14 protein-coding genes and 2 pseudogenes are annotated in these 18,170 nt (G+C 73.7%); 11 read left to right on the forward strand and 5 right to left on the reverse strand.

Going from position 1 to position 18,170, the window contains the following annotated elements; genetic code table 11:
* The first annotated feature begins 182 nt into the window (after positions 1-182).
* Entirely contained in the window at positions 183-782 is a 600-nt protein-coding gene (locus QK440_RS04530; protein ID WP_282791639.1) for a histidine phosphatase family protein, read from the forward strand.
* 268 nt (positions 783-1,050) lie between these two features.
* Positions 1,051-1,821, forward strand: coding sequence for a nucleotidyltransferase domain-containing protein (locus QK440_RS04535; protein ID WP_282791640.1), 771 nt, complete (start codon positions 1,051-1,053; stop codon positions 1,819-1,821).
* Between the two features lie 177 nt (positions 1,822-1,998).
* Here QK440_RS04535 and QK440_RS04540 read toward each other — a convergent pair whose 3' ends face one another.
* Both QK440_RS04540 and QK440_RS04545 read right to left on the reverse strand, forming a co-directional pair.
* Positions 1,999-2,814 carry a phosphotransferase gene (locus tag QK440_RS04540; RefSeq protein WP_282791641.1) on the reverse strand — a complete coding sequence of 272 codons (816 nt, stop codon included), beginning with the start codon at positions 2,812-2,814 and terminating at the stop codon, positions 1,999-2,001.
* Between the two features lie 98 nt (positions 2,815-2,912).
* Entirely contained in the window at positions 2,913-3,104 is a 192-nt protein-coding gene (locus tag QK440_RS04545) for a hypothetical protein (protein ID WP_282791642.1), read from the reverse strand.
* Between the two features lie 1,358 nt (positions 3,105-4,462).
* Between QK440_RS04545 and QK440_RS04550 the strand changes: the two genes are divergently transcribed.
* The 3 genes and pseudogenes from QK440_RS04550 to QK440_RS04560 all read left to right on the forward strand — a co-directional run.
* Complete coding sequence (locus tag QK440_RS04550) at positions 4,463-4,903, forward strand: MarR family transcriptional regulator (protein WP_282791643.1); 441 nt, start codon at positions 4,463-4,465, stop codon at positions 4,901-4,903.
* 83 nt (positions 4,904-4,986) lie between these two features.
* A complete protein-coding gene (locus QK440_RS04555) occupies positions 4,987-6,072 on the forward strand; it encodes an NAD(P)/FAD-dependent oxidoreductase (RefSeq protein ID WP_282791644.1) in 1,086 nt (361 codons plus the stop codon).
* Between the two features lie 29 nt (positions 6,073-6,101).
* Positions 6,102-6,254, forward strand: a pseudogene (locus QK440_RS04560) (IS5/IS1182 family transposase); the annotation flags it as partial.
* Between the two features lie 498 nt (positions 6,255-6,752).
* On the opposite strand, the pseudogene QK440_RS04565 reads toward QK440_RS04560, so the two are convergent.
* Together QK440_RS04565 and QK440_RS04570 are read right to left on the reverse strand one after the other, a co-directional pair.
* Positions 6,753-6,839 (reverse strand): annotated as a pseudogene (locus tag QK440_RS04565) (IS5/IS1182 family transposase); the annotation flags it as partial.
* 323 nt (positions 6,840-7,162) lie between these two features.
* Positions 7,163-8,689 carry an FG-GAP-like repeat-containing protein gene (locus QK440_RS04570; RefSeq protein ID WP_282791645.1) on the reverse strand — a complete coding sequence of 509 codons (1,527 nt, stop codon included), beginning with the start codon at positions 8,687-8,689 and terminating at the stop codon, positions 7,163-7,165.
* A gap of 266 nt (positions 8,690-8,955) precedes the next feature.
* On the opposite strand from QK440_RS04570, the gene QK440_RS04575 reads away from it, so the two are divergent.
* From QK440_RS04575 to QK440_RS04595, 5 genes are all read left to right on the forward strand, one after another.
* Positions 8,956-9,780, forward strand: coding sequence for a metalloregulator ArsR/SmtB family transcription factor (locus tag QK440_RS04575; protein ID WP_282791646.1), 825 nt, complete (start codon positions 8,956-8,958; stop codon positions 9,778-9,780).
* A 50-nt stretch (positions 9,781-9,830) separates the two neighbouring features.
* A complete protein-coding gene (locus QK440_RS04580) occupies positions 9,831-10,766 on the forward strand; it encodes an oxygenase MpaB family protein (protein ID WP_282791647.1) in 936 nt (311 codons plus the stop codon).
* The gene (locus QK440_RS04585; RefSeq protein WP_282791648.1) at positions 10,739-13,024 is read left to right on the forward strand and encodes a serine/threonine-protein kinase; all 2,286 of its coding nucleotides are present in this window, start codon (positions 10,739-10,741) and stop codon (positions 13,022-13,024) included. Before QK440_RS04580 ends, QK440_RS04585 begins: the two co-directional genes overlap by 28 nt.
* 162 nt (positions 13,025-13,186) lie before the next feature.
* Entirely contained in the window at positions 13,187-14,737 is a 1,551-nt protein-coding gene (locus QK440_RS04590; RefSeq protein WP_282791649.1) for an NAD(P)/FAD-dependent oxidoreductase, read from the forward strand.
* Between the two features lie 132 nt (positions 14,738-14,869).
* Positions 14,870-15,508, forward strand: coding sequence for a TetR/AcrR family transcriptional regulator (locus tag QK440_RS04595; protein WP_282791650.1), 639 nt, complete (start codon positions 14,870-14,872; stop codon positions 15,506-15,508).
* Between the two features lie 39 nt (positions 15,509-15,547).
* On the opposite strand, the gene QK440_RS04600 is transcribed toward QK440_RS04595, so the two are convergent.
* A complete protein-coding gene (locus QK440_RS04600) occupies positions 15,548-17,032 on the reverse strand; it encodes an MFS transporter (RefSeq protein WP_282791651.1) in 1,485 nt (494 codons plus the stop codon).
* Positions 17,033-17,171: 139 nt separating this feature from the next.
* On the opposite strand from QK440_RS04600, the gene QK440_RS04605 reads away from it, so the two are divergent.
* Complete coding sequence (locus QK440_RS04605; protein WP_282791652.1) at positions 17,172-18,170, forward strand: Lrp/AsnC family transcriptional regulator; 999 nt, start codon at positions 17,172-17,174, stop codon at positions 18,168-18,170.

An 18,170-nucleotide genomic window follows, 5' to 3' on the forward strand; every position in this document is an offset into this window, starting at 1 on the left:
CGCCGCAGATGAAGATGATCGCCGCGCTGCGCAACCAGTTCGGCGGCCACGCGGTCGAGTCCAAGAGCGAGCACTGACCGGCGCACCGCACCGATCCACGCACCGCTCCGGTCCACGTACCTCCACCACCCACCCATAAGCAACCGAGAAGCAATCCACCACGACAAAGGGGGCACGGCGCCATGGGCGACCTCCTGCTGGTCCGGCACGGCGAGACCGAGTGGAGCCTGTCCGGCCAGCACACCAGCTGGACGGACAAGCCCCTCACCCCGCACGGCGAGGAACAGGCCAAGTCCCTCGCCCCGCTCCTCGCCGGACGGCCCTTCGCCCTGGTCCTCACCAGCCCGCGGCGCCGCGCGGTCCGCACCGCCGACCTCGCGGGCCTGGCGGGGGCCACCCCGTACGACGACCTCCGAGAGTGGGACTACGGCGCGTACGAAGGCGTCACCACCCGCGAGATCCACCGCACCCGGCCGGACTGGGACCTCTGGACGGACGGCGTGCCGCCCGGCCCCGACGGGCACCCGGGGGAGTCGCCGGCCGAGGTCGGCGAGCGGGCCGACCGCGTCCTGTCCCGCGTGGACGCGGCCCTCGCGGCCGACGAGGGCGACGTCGTCCTGGTCGCGCACGGGCACTTCCTGCGCGTGCTCACCGCCCGCCGCCTCGGGCTCGCGCCCGCCGACGGGCGGCTGTTCCAGCTCGCGACGGGCACGGTGAGCCGGCTGTCGACGGAGCACGGCACGCCCGTCGTCGCGGCCTGGAACGTACGGCCGCGGTCCTGACCGCGCGGTGACGCCCCGCCACCTCCCGACCAGGGAGGGGGCGGGGCGTCGTCATTCCGGCCTCTGCTCCGGGGGGCGCCTGCTCCGGCCCCCGTCCGAGGGGCCCTCTCGTCCGTCCGCGGCGCGCGGCGTACGATCACGCCCCATGAAGTAGGCGATGACCTCCGCACCGGTCCGCACGACGCCGTTCCGAGCCTTCGCTCCGGCGTCGCGGCGGTGCGCCCGTACGCCCGTACGCCCGTCATCCCCGCACACGAACGGACACCCCATGACTGACCTCCACCGCACCCCGGCCGACGCGCGCTTCCTCGACTCCGTCACCCGGCAGCTCGCCGCCCTGCCCGGCGTACGGGCCGTCACCCTCGGCGGCTCCCGCGCCCAGGGCACCCACACCCCCGACAGCGACTGGGACTTCGCCGTGTACTACCGCGACGGCTTCGACCCCGCGGACCTGCGCGCCGTGGGCTGGGACGGCGAGGTGTCCGGGATCGGCGACTGGGGCGGGGGCGTCTTCAACGGCGGGGCCTGGCTGACCGTCGAGGGCCGCCACGTCGACGTCCACTACCGCGATCTCGCCGTCGTGGAGCACCAGGTGGCCGAGGCCGAGGAGGGGCGCTTCCACTGGGAGCCGCTGATGTTCCACCTCGCCGGCATCCCCAGCTACCTCCTCGTCGCCGAACTCGCCGTCAACGAGGTGCTGAGCGGCAGCCTGCCGCGGCCGGCCTACCCGCGGGCGCTGCGCGAGGCGGCCCCGCCGTTCTGGCGCGGCCGGGCCGCCCTGACCCTCCGGTACGCCAAGGGCGCGTACGTGCCCCGCGGCCAGGCCACCGAGGTCGCGGGCGCGCTGGCCACCGCGGCCATGGAGACGGCCCATGCCGTGCTCGCCGCGCGCGGGGAGTGGACCACGAACGAGAAGCGGCTGCTGCGGCGGGCGGGCCTGCGCGGCGTCGACACCGCCGTGGCCCGGCTCCGGCCGGACCCGGGCGCCCTGGCGCGTGCGGTCGCGGACGCGGAGAGGCTGCTCGAAGCCGCGGCCTGAGCCGGACCGGCAGGGCTCCTCTGCCATCCGCCCGCCCTCCACCGGCCTCCGGCCTCGTCCTCGAACGCCGGACCGGCTGGAATCGCGCCGGGCCGCACCGGAGAGTCCTGGCCTCGGCCGCGCAGGACGACTGCGCCGCGCCGGGGCATCTCCGCTGTTCTTCCACCTCGCGGTGGGTCAGCGCAGCAGGGCGGCCGTGAACTGATCGCGCTCGGCTGTCAGCCATGTCTGGATGCGGTCCCAGCGGTCCCATCCGCCGTGTTCTTCCAGTGCTTGGAGGTAGGCGGGCTCTTCGTTGGCGACGCGGTGGGCGACGAAGGCCCGGCAGACCTCCGTGGCCTGCTCGATGACGCCGGGCAACTCGGTGCGGTCTGCTGCTGAGAGGCCGTAGCTGTCGGCAAGGATCCGTAGTCGTGCGAAGGCATCGAGTTCGCCGGGGTTGAGGGTGGTCGCGGACGCGGGATCGAGCATGGGTACCCAGTAGCGGGCGGCCATGGCCAGGTCCCAGACGGGGCGGCCCGGGGCCGCTTGGTCGAAATCGATCAGCGCGGCAGCGCGACCGTTGCGGAAGACGACGTTCTCCGGGCACACGTCGTTATGGCACAGCAGCGATCCTCCGGCCGGATCGGCGAGTTCCGTGGGCCAGTCGGCGTCGGGGTCGACCTCGATGGCTGCGCCGGCCTGGTGCAGGCGGCGCAGGAGATTCCCCACCGATTCGAGGGCGGTTGTCGTCAGCACCCAGCGCGGAAACGGTGGCAGTGCCACGTCGCCAGGGACGAAGGTCAGATGCTCGCGACCGTCCGCCGTGAGGCGGACGGGGGTGGGAGCCCCCTCGAAGCCGTGCTCTTTGAGTGCGAGAAGGTGGACGTGAAGGGCACGGGCGTTGCGCGGCGCGGGGCGTTGGACAAACCGCCCCCGGCGGAAGACCGCCCCCGCGTTCGCCATCCCGCCGACCAGTACTTCGCCATCTGCCGCCGCGCCTCCAGCCGTCATACCGATCACGCTACCCCCGGTTCGGGAGTTGCCGTGGACCGGCCCGAAAGGCGATCCGCCGGGTGGGCGGCCGGCCGGGCGATGCGTTTGCGGCGGGGCTATGTCGCCGAGGTCACCTTGTCGCTTTGTGGCCACTCGAAGAGGACTACGTGCCAGTGGCCGTCCTCGTGGATGAGGTCGACCGTTTCGCGCACGGTCTTCCCGCCCTCGTCGCAGGCGGTCAGCGCGGCCTTGCCCGTGTAGTCGCCCATCAGCTCGTACGCGAAGGGCGCCTTCGTGATGGCGACCATGGCTTGTCGGGAGCGGCGCCCCCTGCGAGGAGAGCCTTCGTGTCACGGTCGTTCAGGGCCTGGACGTAGTTCTGCACGGTGCCCTCCCGTTGTGCGTGTTGGGCGTGCGATACGTGAGGTACCGGTCCCTGCCCAAGCGAACCCACCACCTGAGATCCGTCCGGGACATGGGCCTCGCAGATGTCCTGCAAGCGGACTGGGACCGCAACAACGCCCGTGTTCTTGGTGCAATCCTCGTGTGCTTGATGTTGTGTTCCCGCCGCTTCCGCGTGGCCGGGGGGGGGAGAGAGATGCAGTTGGTGCAGTCGTTGTCGTACTTGCGGTAATCGCTGTTGTAGTTCTTCCAGTGCTTGCTCGCCAAGCGGCCATCGCAGGGTCGCCGCCGCTGTCGATCGCCGGGGGCGTGAGGTCCGGCTCGGCCGAGAGATACGGGACGAGAGCCTCTTCCACGAGGAGGCGCTGCGGGCTGCGCCGGGCACCGACCGGCAGCGCGCCCCGCTCCAGATCCCCACGAATCCTGTCGGATGCCTGCATGTAGGAGATCGCGATGAGCGCGGCGAACGTCGCATTGCACGCGGGCAGCGGCCGCACGCTGACGATCTCGTGGAAGAGCGCGGCCGCCCGCCAGGAAGCATCGGGCAGGTAACGACCTGCCATACGCGAGGGCGGGTGTCGGGTGGTCCTGCCCTGGGCGGCGATGAGTCGGGGCTCGCGGTGGCCGCCGTGGTGCTCGTCCTCATCTTCGGCTCGCTGCTCGCGACGGCTCCTGCAGCTCGCTGATGACCTACGGACACCGGTAGGAAGCCCGAGGTGACCGAGAAGATCACCACCGACGGACCTGCAGCAGCGGCGACGGCACCCCGAGGCTGTCGGGCGTCGGCCTCGTCCGGGTCGCTGTGCGGCAGGCCCGGCTGGCCGCGCGGATCAATGACGGCGAGGCCCGCGCCCCGCGCCGGCGCCGGGCGACGACCGTGCAGCGGAACGGGCGGGGGCCCCGGGTACGCCGCCGTCCTCACCGGGCTGAAGACCGACCGGGCCCGGGAATTCCCGGCCGCCGACGGCAGCGTCCTGGACCGGTGGACGGACGTGGACGGACATCGCTGCGGTCGTCGCCCCGCAACCACCCCGCCACGTCGCGGCCGTCGCGTTCCACCAGGAGCTCGGGCGGCTCGCCTGCGCCCGAATTCCCCGGCCTACGCCACCCAGCCGCGGTTGATCACCGTGCGGATCGTCGCCACGGCGAACAACACCGTCGGCACCGGCGCGGTCCGCACCGTGCGGGTCCTGCCCCGGGTGCCGGACCGCGCCAAGCTCAAGGGGGCTTGATTGTTAGCTCCGCAACAGTTAGCGTGTTAACTATGGATGGTGTGCGGCGGGGAAGCACGTTGGAGCTGATGCGGTGGGTGGTGTGGGGGCAGCGGCGCATCGGTGACAACTGGATACGGGAACGCGGACTCACGCACGAGCAGAGCGCCGTGCTGGCGTACCTGTCGAAGAACCCGGATGCCATTCAGCGTGACGTCGCGCGGGCCATGCGCACCAGTGCGCCGAGCGTCTCGCGGCTCCTGGCCGGACTCGAGCGGCGCGGACTCGTGGAGCGCCGGGCACAGGAGGATGACACGCGAAGCCGTCGGGTGCACATCACTCCAGCGGGCTCCGAGCTGATCCAGGGGTTCGAAGAGGCCATGGACCGTGTCGAGGAGTCGATCCTCGCGCCGCTGGGCTCCGCGGAGCGGGCGCGGCTCCACGAATTCCTGGAACGGCTCGCCTCCCGGATCGAGCCACCCAGCTCTCCCTGACCCGGCTCCGCTGCTCCGCCCGGCGGCCGGAGTCTCGCGAGCAGGACCTCCGGTTCATCCACCAGCAGTAAGGGAACGCGGGTATGCCTCAGATCACGATCATCGGTGCCGGTCTTGCGGGCCTGACACTGGCACGAACCCTGGCGGTTCACGGAATCCCGTCCACGGTGTACGAAGCGGAGGCGTCCGCTCTGGCCCGGGGCCAAGGCGGCATGCTCGATATCCATGACTACAACGGACAGCACGGGATCCGTGCCGCCGGCCTGATGGACGGCTTCCGGTCCCTCGTTCTCGAAGGCCGCCAGGCGTCCCGCGACGTGGCACCTGACGGCACCATCCTGGCGGACCAGCCCGATGACCCTGCCGGAGGCCGTCCCGAGGTGCAGCGTGGCGAGCTGCGACAGTTGCTGCTGGACTCCCTGCCTTCCGGCTGCGTCGTCTGGGGCCACAGGACTCGGAGCGTTCGGACCCTCGCCGACGGTCGTCACGAAGTGACCTTCGCCAACGGATCGACGATGGTCACCGACATCCTCGTCGGTGCCGACGGGGCCTGGTCGAAGGTCCGGCCGCTGCTCTCCGACGCCACGCCCGCCTATGCCGGACGCTCGATGGTCGAGACGTACCTGTATGAGAGCGACACCCGGCACCCCGCCACCCTGGCCCTGGTCGGTGGCGGGTCGATGACCGCCTACGACGAAAACACCCGCATCGGTCTCGGCGTGCAGCGCGAGCGCGCGGACACCCTGCACTCCTACGCCATGTTCGACCAGCCGCTCGACTGGTTCGACGGCATCGACTTCCATGACGGCCCTGCGGCCGCGCGTACGGTCGCGGCGATGTTCGAGGGATGGGCACCGGAACTCGTCGCCCTGGTCGCGGACAGTGACATCCCGCCGATCTTCCGCCCCTTGTACGGGCTGCCGATCGGGCACCGCTGGGAACATGTACCTGGGGTCACGCTCATCGGAGACGCCGCCCACCTGGCCCCGCCGGACGGCGAAGGGGCGAACTGGGCACTCTTCGACGCGGGCCAGCTCGGCAACGCCATCGCTGAACAGCCCAAGGACATCGACGCGGCCATCCGCGCCTACGAAGCCGCCCTCTTCCCACGGAACATCGACACCGCAACCGCTGCCGCGGCCTACTACCCCGACTTCAAACCTCACTGACCACAGTGGGCCGACCGCGCACCGGCGCTCAACTCCACGGCGACAAGGGCTATGACTACGCCGACCTGCGCCGATGGCTCCGCAAGCGCCGCATCCGGCATCGTTTCGCCCGCAAGGGCATCGCATCATCCACCCGGCTGGGCCGGCGCCGCTGGACCATCGAACGGACGATGTCCTGGCTGACCGTCGGGTGCCGCGCGGCCGAGCTGTCGCAGCGCGAGCACCGACGTCTCGGTCAGGGCGCGGTCCCGGGTGGGGCAGGATCGGGAGTGTCCCTACGCTGGCGGCCGTCGCGGTCAGCGGGATCGAAGCGATCAGTCAGGCGTCGGCGCGGGCGTGGCGTTGCGGGAAACATACGCGCGGGGACGGTGATCGGGTCGCCGGCGACGGTGCCTTCGACGGACATGCTGCTTCGGATCACCCACCACCTTCCGTGACCGCTTCAAGCGCACCACCGGCGTCAGCCCGCAGACCTCCCGGCGCAGGTTCAGTCGAACAGCCATGTGAGATGGCCTCTCATCCATCACGCGTCCGAGCCGCTCCGAGTTCTCGATCCCAAGGGCAGGAGAACGGGCGGCTGTAGTGGCCAGCGGTGGCCAGCCAGCCCGGGCACCAGTGCCAGGCGTGTGCGGTGCCGGGCCGGTCGCGGTGGCAACCGACCCCGGACGCGGTGAGTTGCGGGTCGCGGCGATGGCGGTGTAGGCGGGGAAGCGCTCCGGCTTGCGCACGTAGCGGCGACGGAGGTGTCGGCAGGGGGACAGTCGCGCCCACTGCCGCAGAACGTGCGGCAGACGGCGACTGGGTGGAGCGCCCGCAGACGCCGACGTCCCCGGACATCTCACCGGTCCGGACGTGTGCGCGCCGCCGCCCTGGGAAAGCACCTGCCGCCGAGCCCTGGTGTCGGCGCACGCCAGGAGGCACTGGTGTCCTCGCTCGTTCTTTCTCTCCATCCCACCCCGTGGGTCCTGTTGGGCTCAACGGGCCCACCGCGCCGATGTGGGGGAGAGGGGCGGAGCCCCAGACGAAAGGGCGGGGCGGGGGGAGCTGTCCCCCCACCCCGCCCCGCCCCCCCGGCCGGGCCGGGGCCGGGTCAGCGGAGCGCGCTCCCGAAGAGGGCCGAGACGTGCGGCGCCGAGAGGTCCTTCGGCCCGAACGCGACGGCCTTCTTGGCCGTCAGGCCCGTGGCCGTGCCGCGCAGCGACCACAGCGCGCCCGCGTCGGCGTTCTCGTGGGCGGAGGACGCCGCGAGGTCGGCGCGGCCGTCACCGGTGACGTCGAGCAGCGCCGTGGCGTGCCCGAACCGGTCGTTCTTCTCGCCCACCCCGGGGACTCCGGCCGTGTCCTGCTGGAAGGCCTGCGCGCCGGTGCCGGTCACACCGGAGGCGCTGCCGCGGACCAGGACGACCGAGCCCGCGTCGGCCACGCCGTTCACGTCCTCGCCGGGCACGCCGAGGGCGACGTCGGCGTAGCCGTCGCGGTTGACGTCACCCACGGCGACCGAGGCGCCGAAGTCGTCGCCGTCCTCCTCGGCCCCCGGGACGCCGGGCAGGTCCTGGTCGAACTTCTGCAGCTCACCCTGGTCCAGCCTCAGGCCGCTCTTCGAGCCGAAGGCGACCACGGCCTTGGACTCGTAGTCGCCCCGGCCGACGACCAGGTCGTCGTAGTGGTCGCCGTTGACGTCGCCGACGGCCAGCGCGCCGCGGGAGCCGGGCGCGTCACCGCGCTTGAAACCGGTGGGCGTGCCGTACAGGACGCTGTTGCCCCACTCGCCGTCGCCGTAGTAGTCGTTCATGGCGATGTCGGCGCGGCCGTCGCCGTTGATGTCGCCCACGGCCGTCGGCACGACCGGTCCCTCCACGGAGCGGGGCCCGTCGATGCAGCTCTCGGGCTTGTCCGGCTCCGGGGCGCAGTTCGGGTCGGGGCGCTGGTCGTGGCCGTAGCTCCACCACTGCGACTTGTCCATGAAGTCCAAGGTGGCGGCCGGCTTGCCGGTGCGGGTGATCGGGCCCTTCCAGAGGGCGGCGCGCTGGTCGACCGGGTCGTCGCCGTACGAGGTCACGTGGGCGAAGAGCGCCAGGTCGGTCCTGCCGTCGCCGTCGAAGTCACCGGCCTGCGGGGCGAAGCCGTACGTGTCGATCTTCGTGCCGCCGGTGAGGCCGGACGCGGAGCCCCAGACGATCACCGCGCCGGTGTTCTTCCAGCCGGAGCCGATCACCAGGTCGGTGTAGCCGTCGTGGTCCAGGTCGCCCTTGGTGACGGTGCGGCCGAACTCCTGCTTGGTGGTGGCCGCGCCGGGCACGCCGCTGGTGGAGCGGCTCAGGAGCTTCTTGCGCGCGGGGTCGAGGCCGTTCTTGGAGCCGTAGGTGACCGCCACGTACCCGGCCTTCTTCTTGCCGGAGACGGTGGCGCCCGGGGCGCTCACGACCAGGTCGGCGTACCCGTCGCCGTTGAAGTCGTCCGTGGCCCCGGCGGTGGCCGTCCGGCCGGCGGCGGAGGCGGCGGGAGTGGCGGCCTCGGCCGGGCTCTGCCCGAGGGACCAGATCGTCAGCCCGCCCGTGAGCAAGGACATGGCGACCAGGGGAGTGGTGAGACGGGCTCGGCGACGTGCTCGCGACATAAGGCTTTCCACATTCCTTTGCTCGGAGGTCGGCAGGCGCACGCCCCGGCGCCCCACGGGGACGCCGGGAGTTCACCGCCGGTTCACCGCTTCTGACACCCCGAAGCCGTCAAAGGTTGCACGGTGTCCCGCGCGTGACACGCCTCCCGTACGGAGGTGAGTGGCGCGGGGGCGGAGGGCGCCGGCGCGGCGGGACGCCTTGACATGCAGCCGAACGGCTGCCTATCGTTTTATGCAGCCAAGAGGCTGCATATGGGAGGGCGGGGATGGACACCGAGACGGACGAGGTCTTCAAGGCGCTGGCCGACCCCAGCCGCAGGCGGCTGCTCGACAGCCTGAACGGCCGCAACGGTCAGACGCTGCGCGAGCTCTGCGCGGGCCTCGACATGGCCCGGCAGTCGGTGAGCAAGCACCTGGCCCTGCTGGAGGCGGCCCGCCTGGTCACCACCGTGCGGCGGGGCAGGGAGAAGCTCCACTACCTGAACGCCGAGCCCATCAACGCCATCGCCGACCGCTGGATCAGCCGCTACGACCGCGCGCGGGCGCACGCGCTCGCCGACCTCAAGCACGCATTGGAGAGCAGCACCATGAGTGCCACCGACCCCACCGCGTTCGTCTACACCACGTACATCAGGACCACCCCGGAGAAGCTCTGGCAGGGCCTGACCGACCCGGCGTTCACGCGCCGCTACTGGGGCCTGGAGTTCCGCACCGACTGGCAGCCCGGCTCGACCATGGCCTGGGAGGGCCGGGGCCTGACCGGCACCGACCCCGAGCAGGTCGTCCTGGAGTGCGAGCCGTACCGGCGCCTGTCCTACACCTGGCACACCTTCACGCCCGAGTTCGCCGCGGCCGTCGGCATGGACGACGAGACCTTCGCGAAGATCTCCGCCGAGAAGCGCTCCAAGGTGACCTTCGCCATCGAACCGCAGGGGGAGACGGTCAAACTCACCGTCGTCCACGACGGCTTCGAGCCGAGCAGCACCGTCCTGGAGATGATCCACGACGGCTGGGCCGCCCTCCTCTCCAGCCTCAAGACCCTGCTGGAGACCGGCGAATCGCTGCCGGAGCCCACCCCGCAGGAGGGCTGAGCGCCCCCCGGTCCGCCGCCGCGCGTACCCTGCCTGCAGGAGGTGGGGGCATGCGTGGCGCGGATCCCGGGCTCTTCGGGCCCTCGTCGGTGACGTGGCAGCTCCACGGCGACCCCATGATGTGGGTCGCGGGGGTGCGCGCCCTGTACCTCCAGGCGCTGCACCCGCGCGCCGTCCGCGGCGTCCTGCAGAACTCCGACTTCCGCCGGGACGCCTGGGGCCGCCTGCTGCGCACCGCCCGCTTCGTCGGCACGACCACGTACGGCACCACCGAGGCCGCCGAGAAGGCGGGCGCCCGGGTGCGGAAGATCCACACCCTGCTGTCCGCGACCGACCCGGACACGGGGGAGCGGTACGGCGTCGACGAACCCGAGCTGCTGCTGTGGGTGCACTGCGCCGAGATCGACTCCTACCTGCACGTCGTCCGCCGCTCCGGCTTCCGGCTCAGCGACGCCGCCGCCGACCGGTACGTCGCCGAACACCGCGTCAGCGCACGCCTGGTGGGCCTCGACCCGGCCGGTGTCCCCGCCTCCACCGGCGAACTCGCCGCGTACTTCGCACGGGTGCGCCCCCAGCTCGCCGCGGGACCGGAGGCCCGCACCGTCGACACCTTCCTGCGCCGCCCGCCCACCCACCCGCTGCTCGTCCCCGCCCGCGCCCTGCTGTGGCGGCGCGTGGCGGACCTCGCCTACGCGGCCCTGCCCCGGCACGCCCACGCCCTGTACGGCAGGCCCGCGCCACCGCCCGAAACGGTCACCCGCCGCCTGGTCACCACCGGCACCCTGCTGCGCCGCGTCCCCGCGCGGCTGCGCTGGCAACTGCCGCCCAAGAACATCCTCGGCGCCATGGCCCGGCTCGGCCCGGGCAGCCGCCCCGCGCCGTACAAAGTCGAGGGACCGGCCGCCATACTGGACGGGCCGGGGAGGGCGCGACGAGGCGACGGGGGCGACAGCACGAGATGCCAGAGTCGGGGGACACCAGGCTGATCCAGGAGAGGTACCGGCTGCTCGACCTCATCGGCCGCGGCGGCATGGGCGAGGTGTGGCGCGCCCGGGACGAGTCCCTGGGCCGCAAGGTCGCCGTCAAGTGCCTCAAGCCGCTCGGCCCGCAGCACGACCCGGCGTTCACGCGCGTGCTGCGCGAGCGCTTCCGGCGCGAGGCGCGGGTGGCGGCCGCGCTCCAGCACCGCGGCATCACCGTCGTGCACGACTTCGGCGAGAGCGACGGCGTCCTCTTCCTGGTCATGGAGCTGCTCCAGGGGCGCAACCTCAGCCAGCTCCTGGAGGACAACCGCCAGCACCCGCTGCCCGTCGCCGACGTCGTGGACATCGCCGACCAGGTCGCGTCCGCCCTCGCCTACACCCACGAACAGGGCATCGTGCACCGCGACCTGAAGCCCGCGAACATCATGCGGCTCACCGACGGCGCGGTGAAGATCTGCGACTTCGGCATCGCCCGGCTCGGCCACGACATCGGCTTCACCTCCCGCCTGACCAACACCAACATCGCCATGGGCACCCCGCACTACATGTCGCCCGAGCAGATCAGCGGCGCCGAGGTCGACCAGCGCAGCGACCTGTACTCGTTCGGCTGCGTCCTGTACGAACTGGCCACCGGCGCCCCGCCGTTCGACCTGGACGACGCCTGGGCGATCCTCGTCGGCCACCGCGACACCCCGCCCGAGCCGCCGCGCAGCCGCCGCGGCGAACTTCCCGAGTTCTTCGACCGGATCGTCCTCGACCTGCTCGCCAAGCAGCCCGACGACCGGCCCGGCGACGCCCGCGAGCTGGGCCGCCGCATCGCCGCGGGCCGCGGCGGCGCCACCGCCCCGGCCACCTACGTGCCCACCGTCGTCAGCCCGTCCCTGCGCCGCCTCCCGCACCCACCGGCCGAGCGCCGCCGCGCCGCCGTGAGCCGCCCCGAGCCGTCCCTGCCGTCCTGGACCCGCGGCATGACCACCGGCCACAAGGCCACCGGCGCCGTCCTGCGTACCGCCCCGCCGGACGCGGCCGCGGGCCTCACCGGCGAGTGGATCCCGCGCGCCACCGGCCGCCACACCCCCGTCCCGCCGCCCGCCCCCGCCCGTCCCGCACCGCCGCCACACGTCCTCGCCGCCCTCACCGGACGCCACAACGCCGGCCTGAACCTCGGTCGCCTCGGCCGCTGGGCGGAGGCGGGCGAGGTGCACCGCGCCGTCGCCGCCGAGCGCGAGCACTTCCTCGGCCCCGACCACCCCGACACCCTGACCAGCCGGTACGAGGTCGGGTTCGCGCTCAGCCGCACCGGCAGGACCGCCGACGCGCTGCGCGAGTACGGCCGCGTCACCGAGGGCCGCGAGCGCGTCCTCGGCGCCGAGCACCCCGACACCCTCGCCGTCCGCCAGGAGACGGCGTACGTACTCGGCCGCCTCGGCCGGCACTTCGAGGCCCACCAGGTGTACACGTCGGTGCTCACCGCCCGGGAGCGCACCGCGGGCCCCGACCACCCCGACACCCTGCGCTGCCGCCACAACCTGGCCTTCAACCTCAGCCGCCTCGGCCGTCTCGAGGACTCCTACCGGCTGGCCCGCGACGTCGCCGCCGCCCGCGCCCGCGTCCTCGGCCCCACCCACCCCGACACCCTCGTCACCCGCTACGAGGTCGCGTACACCCTCGGCCAGCTCGGCCGCTGGCCCGAAGCCCTGCACACCTACCGCGAGGTCGCCGAGGCCCGCGCGCGGGCCCTCGGGGCCGACCACCCCGACACGCTCGCCGCGCGCTACGAGGTCGGCATCAGCCTCGGCCGCCTGGGCCGCAGCGCCGAGGCCCTCGAGCTGTACCGCGCCCTCATCGAGGACCGCACCCGCGTCAGCGGCCCCGCCGACCCCGAGACCCTGCGCGCCCGCCACGGCCTCGGCGTCAACCTCGGCCGCCAGGGCCGCTGGGAGCAGGCGCTCGCCGAGGCCCGCGACGTGTGCGCCATCCGCGAGCGCGTGCTCGGCGCCGACCACCCTGACACGCTGGTCAGCCGCCGCGAGGTCGCCGTCGGCCTCGGCTGGCTCGGCCGCTGGGCGGACGCGCTCACCGAGTACCGCCGCGTGGCCGCCGCCCGCGAGCGCGTGCTCGGCGCCGACCACCCCGACACCCTCGCCAGCCGCAACGACGAGGCCCACTGCCTGGAGCAACTGGGCCGCGGCACCGAAGCCGCCGCCCTCTACCACCGGGTCGCCGCCCTGCGCCGGCAGCGGGTCACGGGCGGGCACTGAGCACGCGCCCGGCCGGGCGCCCGGTCCCGGGAGGGCAACCAGCGGCGGCGGTCCGGTTCCGGCCGTGACCCGCGCACCCGCACGGGGTCCGGTTCCGGCCGGGCGCCCCGCGCACCCGTACGGAAAGACGTACACGGGCACACATCCGTGCTACGAAGAGACATGCGATCCAGCTACGACGCCGTGGTGCTCGGCGGCGGCCACAACGCCCTGGTGGCCACCGCCTACCTGGCCCGCGCGGGCCGCTCCGTGCTGCTCCTGGAACGGCTGGGCGAGCCCGGCGGCGCCACGGTCTCCAGCCGCCCCTTCCCCGGTCGGGACGCCGCCCTGTCCCGCTACTCGTACCTGGTGAGCCTGCTGCCCAGGAAGGTCGTCCGCGACCTGGACCTCGACTTCCGGGTGCGCGCCCGCGACGTGTCCTCGTACACCCCCACCGTCCGCGGCGGCGTGCCCACCGGGCTCCTCGTGGGCGGTGGCCGGGCCCGGACGCGGGCGTCGTTCGCCCGGCTGACCGGCGACGACCGCGCCTACGCGGCCTGGCGCGAGTTCGCCGCGCTGACCGGCCACGCGGCCCGCCGGATCTTCCCGACCCTCACCGAACCGCTGCCGGGCAAGGCGGAGCTGCGCCGGGCCGTCGACGACGACACGGTCTGGCGCACCCTGTTCGAGGAGCCGATCGGCACGGCGATCGAGGCCCGCTTCACCGACGACCTCGTGCGCGGCGTCGTCCTCACCGACGCCCTCATCGGCACCTTCGCCGACGCCCACGACCCGGACCTGCGGCAGAACCGCTGCTTCCTCTACCACGTCATCGGCGGCGGCACCGGCGACTGGAACGTGCCCGTCGGCGGGATGGGCGCCCTCACCCGCGCCCTCGTCGACCGCGCCCGCGCCGCGGGCGCCGAGCTGCGCACCGGCCACGAGGCCGTCCGCGTCGAGACCGACGGGCGCCGCGCCGAGGTCACGTACCGCACCGCCGACGGCGAGGGCACGGTCGCCGCACGGCACGTTGTCGCCGGCACCTCGCCGCAGGAGCTCGCCGCCCTCACCGGGCAGGCGCCGCCCCCGCCCGCCGAGGGCTCCCAGCTCAAGGTCAACATGCTCCTGAAGCGGCTGCCGAAGCTGCGCGACCCCGCCGTCGACCCCCACGAGGCCTTCGCCGGGACCTTCCACGTCGCCGAGGGCTACGAGGAACTGGCCCGGGCCCACGCCGAGGCGGCGAGCGGGCGCCTGCCCTCGGCGCCGCCCTCCGAGATCTACTGCCACACCCTCACCGACCCCACCATCCTCGGTCCCGACCTGGCCGAACGCGGCTACCAGACCCTGACGCTCTTCGGCCTGCACGCCCCCGCCCGGCTGTTCGCGGCCGACAACGCCACCGCGCGCGAGGAGCTCCTGGCCGCCGCGCTCGCCCAGGTGGACGCGCACCTCGCCGAGCCGATCGCCGACTGCCTGGCCACGGACGCGGACGGCCGCCCGTGCCTGGAGGCGAAGACCCCGCTGGACCTGGAGCGCGAGCTGCGCCTCCCCGGCGGCCACATCTTCCACGGCGACCTCGCCTTCCCGTACGCGGACGACGAGGCCCCCGACGACCGCTGGGGCGTGGCCACCGCGTACCCGAACGTCCATCTGTGCGGGGCGGGCGCGCGCCGCGGCGGCGGCGTCAGCGGCATCCCCGGCCACAACGCCGCCATGGCCGTCCTCGGCCTCTGAGGCCCCCGACCGGTCCCGGCCGCACGCGGACCACCGCTGGTCAGAGGCGTACGGCGCTGGTGTACCGTCGGATTTCGCCGGTGCGGGAGTACGGTCCCACGCGTGCGCGACGACGAGCGAGAGGTACCCACCATGGCTGCCCGACGAGACGGCCGCGGCGCGGGCGCGCCGACCTTCACCGAACAGGCCCGCCGCCGCCAGCTCGTCGAGTGCACCATCGACCTGATCTCCACCAAGGGCTACCCGTCGACGTCCCTGTCGGCCATCGCCGAGCTGGCGGGCGTGTCCAAGGCGGCCGTGCTCTACCACTTCACCTCCAAGGACAACCTCACCCGGGCCGCGCTCGCCCACGTCCTGGAGGAGTTCACGGCGTACGTGACCGAGCGGGTGGCGGCCGCGCCCCACCCGCGTGACGCGGTCGTCGCCTACGTCCGCGCCATGGTGGGCTACCAGCGGGACAACCGCCGCCACGTCCGCGTCATCACCGAGATGCTCCTCGACGACCACGGCGGCACCCGGCTGAAGACCCCCGGCAGCCACGACACGGCGGGCCGCTGGCAGGCCCTGGCGGACCTCCTCGCGGCGGGCCAGCGCGACGGCCACTTCCGCCCGTTCGACCCCACCGTCCTGTCCCTCGCCGTCGGCGGCGCCATCGACGGCGTCATCAGCCATTGGCTCGCCTACCCCGACCTGGACCTGGACGCGGCGGCGGACGAACTGGTCACGTTCACCCTGCACGCGATCGAGGCCGACGGGGGCCCGCGGGTGTGAGGGGCGCGGCCCCGTGGGCGTCGCAGCCGTGCCGCCCCGTCAGGCCGCCTCGTCCCCGGCCGCGTCGGCGGGTACGTCCGGTCGGGCGCGGCGCGCCGTCATGGCGCGGGCGGCCGCCGCGGTGGCCGCCAGCAGGACCGCGGCCACACCGAGCGCGTGGGTGGCCGCGGTGCCGGAGCCGCCGGCCGTGCCGAGGTAGACGCCCCCGATGACGGCGACGCCGAGCGTTCCGCCGAGCTGCTGGACGGCGTTGAGCAGGCCCGCCGCGGAGCCGGTCTCCTGCGGCCCGACGGCCGCCAGCGCGGCGGTGAAGAACGGCGGCGTGAACAGCCCGGAGCCGACGCCTGCCAGCGCGAGGGCGAACGGGAGGGCCGCCGGGTAGGCGTCAGGAGCGGCGGTGCGGTAGGCCAGGGCGGCGGCGGCCAGGCCGCAGGCGAAGGTCGCGATGCCCGTGTGCAGGACGCGGACGCCGTACCGGGGGACGAGATGGCTTCCGGCGGCCCAGGAGGCGAGGGCCAGCCCCGCCGACCAGGGCAGCAGGCTGAGCCCGGCGGTGAGGGGCCCGTCGCCCAGGCCGAGTTCGAGGTGGAGGACGACGGTGGTCATGACGCCGTTCATCACGGCGAAGAACAGCGTGGACGTGGCCAGGGCGGCGGGAAAGGCGCGGCCGCGCAGCAGGGCGGGTTCGACCAGCGGAGCCCTGCCGCCGCGGGCGGTGCGGCGCTGCTGGGCGACGAACCCCGTCAGCACGCAGGCGCCGGCGGCGGTGAGCGCCCACGCCGCGGCCCCGGGGCGGCCGGTGGCGAGCGGGCACACCAGCAGGGCGGTGCCGAGCACGGACAGCGCGGTGCCGGCCGGGTCGAGCCGGGGCCGGACGGGGGCGCGGTCCTCGCGCAGCCGGGGCGCGGCCGCCAGGACGACGGCGGTGAGGGGGAGGTTGACGAGGAAGACGGCGCGCCAGGAGGCGCCGAGCAGGTCGGCGTGGGTCAGGACGCCGCCGAGCGCGGGTCCTGCGACGGCGGACAGCCCCATGACGGGGCCGATCAGGCCGAGGGCCTTGGACAGTTCCGCGCCGGTGAACATGGCCCGGATCAGCCCGAACGTCTGCGGGATGACAGCGGCCGCGGCGGCCCCCTGCAGGGCGCGCAGGACGAGGAGAGCGGTGGCGGTGGGAGCCAGCGCGCACGCCAGGGAGGCCACGGCGAACGCGACGACCCCGGCGCGGAAGACGCGCTTGCGGCCGTGTATGTCGCCGAGGCGGGCGCCGGTGAGCAGGCCGAGGGCGAAGGCGAGGGTGTAAGAGGCGCTGAACCACGGGATGGTCGTGCTCGTTCCGCCGAGGTCGGCGTGGATGACGGGGGCGGCGACCTGGACGATGGTGGCGTCGAGCAGGTTCATGGCCTCGGCGGCGAGGAGCGCGGCGAGCGCGATCCACCGCCACCGGCAGGGCGGGGGCGCTGCGGCGGAGGCGGGTGTGCCCGGTGCGGCGGGCACGGCGGCGGACGCGCCGGTGGTGCGGGACATGTGGTTCCCCCTGGGATACGGGTGGTACGGGTCGGGTCGCGCTGATCGGTGACCACCGTGCCCGGCCGCCCGCACGGGCTTCCTTTTCTTCTCGGGGGATAGGCGTTTTCTTCCATCGGGCACCGCTAGTTTGCTGAATATGCTCGTACTGGATGATCTGGATCGGGGTCTGATCCATGCCCTGCAGGTGAACGCGCGGGCGCCGTTCACGCTCGTCGCCGAGGTGCTCGGCTCGTCGACGCAGACCGTCGTCCGCCGCTACCGCCGTCTGCACGCGGGGGCCGGACTGCGGGTGGTGGCGCTGCCGACACCGCGCAGCGCGGGCACGCACCAGTGGTTCGTACGACTGACGGCCGCGACGCGCAGCGCGCACGACATCGCGGTGGCGCTGGCGCGGCGGCCGGACACCTCGTGGGTGCGGCTCACCTCCGGCGGCACGGAGATCGTGGCCATCATCCACACGGCACCGTCCGGCCCGGACGCGCACGCGCTGCTGCTGCGTGACATCCCCCGTACGGCCGGGATCACCTCGGTCTCCGCCCACTACCTGCTGCACACCTACCTCGGCGGGCCGACCGCGTGGCGGGGCCGGGTGAACGTCCTGGACCAGGACCAGCAGGCCCGGCTGCGCGCGGCGGAGGACACGGCCGGTGCCGGCGGACGCCTCGCACGGCCCGGAGGAGAGGCGCCGTACCTGCTGACCGACGCGGACCGGGCGCTGCTGGCCGCGCTGCGCGAGGACGCCCGGGCGGGTTACGCGCGCCTTGCGGCGGCGACCGGCACGACCGCGGCGACGGCGGCCCGCAGGCTCGCCGAACTCCGGTCGCGCGGCGCGCTGTTCTTCGACGTGGACGTGGACCCGGCGGTGGTGGGGGTCACGGTGTCGGCGCTGCTGTGGATGCAGGTCGCGCCCGCGCACGTGGAGGCGGTGGCGACCGCCCTGGCCCAGCACGAGGAACTGGCGCTGGTCGCGGCGACGACCGGGCCGACGAACGTGGTCGCGCACGCCCTGTGCCGGGACGCGGAGGCACTGCACGTCTACCTCACGCAGCGCGTGCGGTGGGAGGCGGTGGCACGCGTCGAGACGGCCCCGGTCCTGCGTACCTACAAGGCGGCGGTGACGCTCCGGGCCCCCTGA

It is taken from the genome of Streptomyces sp. CC224B (assembly GCF_030010595.1).
In the GTDB taxonomy this organism is placed as follows: domain Bacteria; phylum Actinomycetota; class Actinomycetes; order Streptomycetales; family Streptomycetaceae; genus Streptomyces; species Streptomyces longispororuber.

Excerpts from the sequence above, each read along its gene's own strand:
- QK440_RS04530 (WP_282791639.1), top strand. The coding sequence starts at position 183 with ATGGGCGACCTCCTGCTGGTCCGGCACGGCGAGACCGAGTGGAGCCTG.
- QK440_RS04535 (WP_282791640.1), top strand. The coding sequence starts at position 1,051 with ATGACTGACCTCCACCGCACCCCGGCCGACGCGCGCTTCCTCGACTCC.
- QK440_RS04540 (WP_282791641.1), bottom strand. The coding sequence starts at position 2,814 with ATGACGGCTGGAGGCGCGGCGGCAGATGGCGAAGTACTGGTCGGCGGG.
- QK440_RS04545 (WP_282791642.1), bottom strand. The coding sequence starts at position 3,104 with ATGGTCGCCATCACGAAGGCGCCCTTCGCGTACGAGCTGATGGGCGAC.
- QK440_RS04550 (WP_282791643.1), top strand. The coding sequence starts at position 4,463 with ATGGATGGTGTGCGGCGGGGAAGCACGTTGGAGCTGATGCGGTGGGTG.
- QK440_RS04555 (WP_282791644.1), top strand. The coding sequence starts at position 4,987 with ATGCCTCAGATCACGATCATCGGTGCCGGTCTTGCGGGCCTGACACTG.
- QK440_RS04570 (WP_282791645.1), bottom strand. The coding sequence starts at position 8,689 with ATGTCGCGAGCACGTCGCCGAGCCCGTCTCACCACTCCCCTGGTCGCC.
- QK440_RS04575 (WP_282791646.1), top strand. The coding sequence starts at position 8,956 with ATGGACACCGAGACGGACGAGGTCTTCAAGGCGCTGGCCGACCCCAGC.
- QK440_RS04580 (WP_282791647.1), top strand. The coding sequence starts at position 9,831 with ATGCGTGGCGCGGATCCCGGGCTCTTCGGGCCCTCGTCGGTGACGTGG.
- QK440_RS04585 (WP_282791648.1), top strand. The coding sequence starts at position 10,739 with ATGCCAGAGTCGGGGGACACCAGGCTGATCCAGGAGAGGTACCGGCTG.
- QK440_RS04590 (WP_282791649.1), top strand. The coding sequence starts at position 13,187 with ATGCGATCCAGCTACGACGCCGTGGTGCTCGGCGGCGGCCACAACGCC.
- QK440_RS04595 (WP_282791650.1), top strand. The coding sequence starts at position 14,870 with ATGGCTGCCCGACGAGACGGCCGCGGCGCGGGCGCGCCGACCTTCACC.
- QK440_RS04600 (WP_282791651.1), bottom strand. The coding sequence starts at position 17,032 with ATGTCCCGCACCACCGGCGCGTCCGCCGCCGTGCCCGCCGCACCGGGC.
- QK440_RS04605 (WP_282791652.1), top strand. The coding sequence starts at position 17,172 with ATGCTCGTACTGGATGATCTGGATCGGGGTCTGATCCATGCCCTGCAG.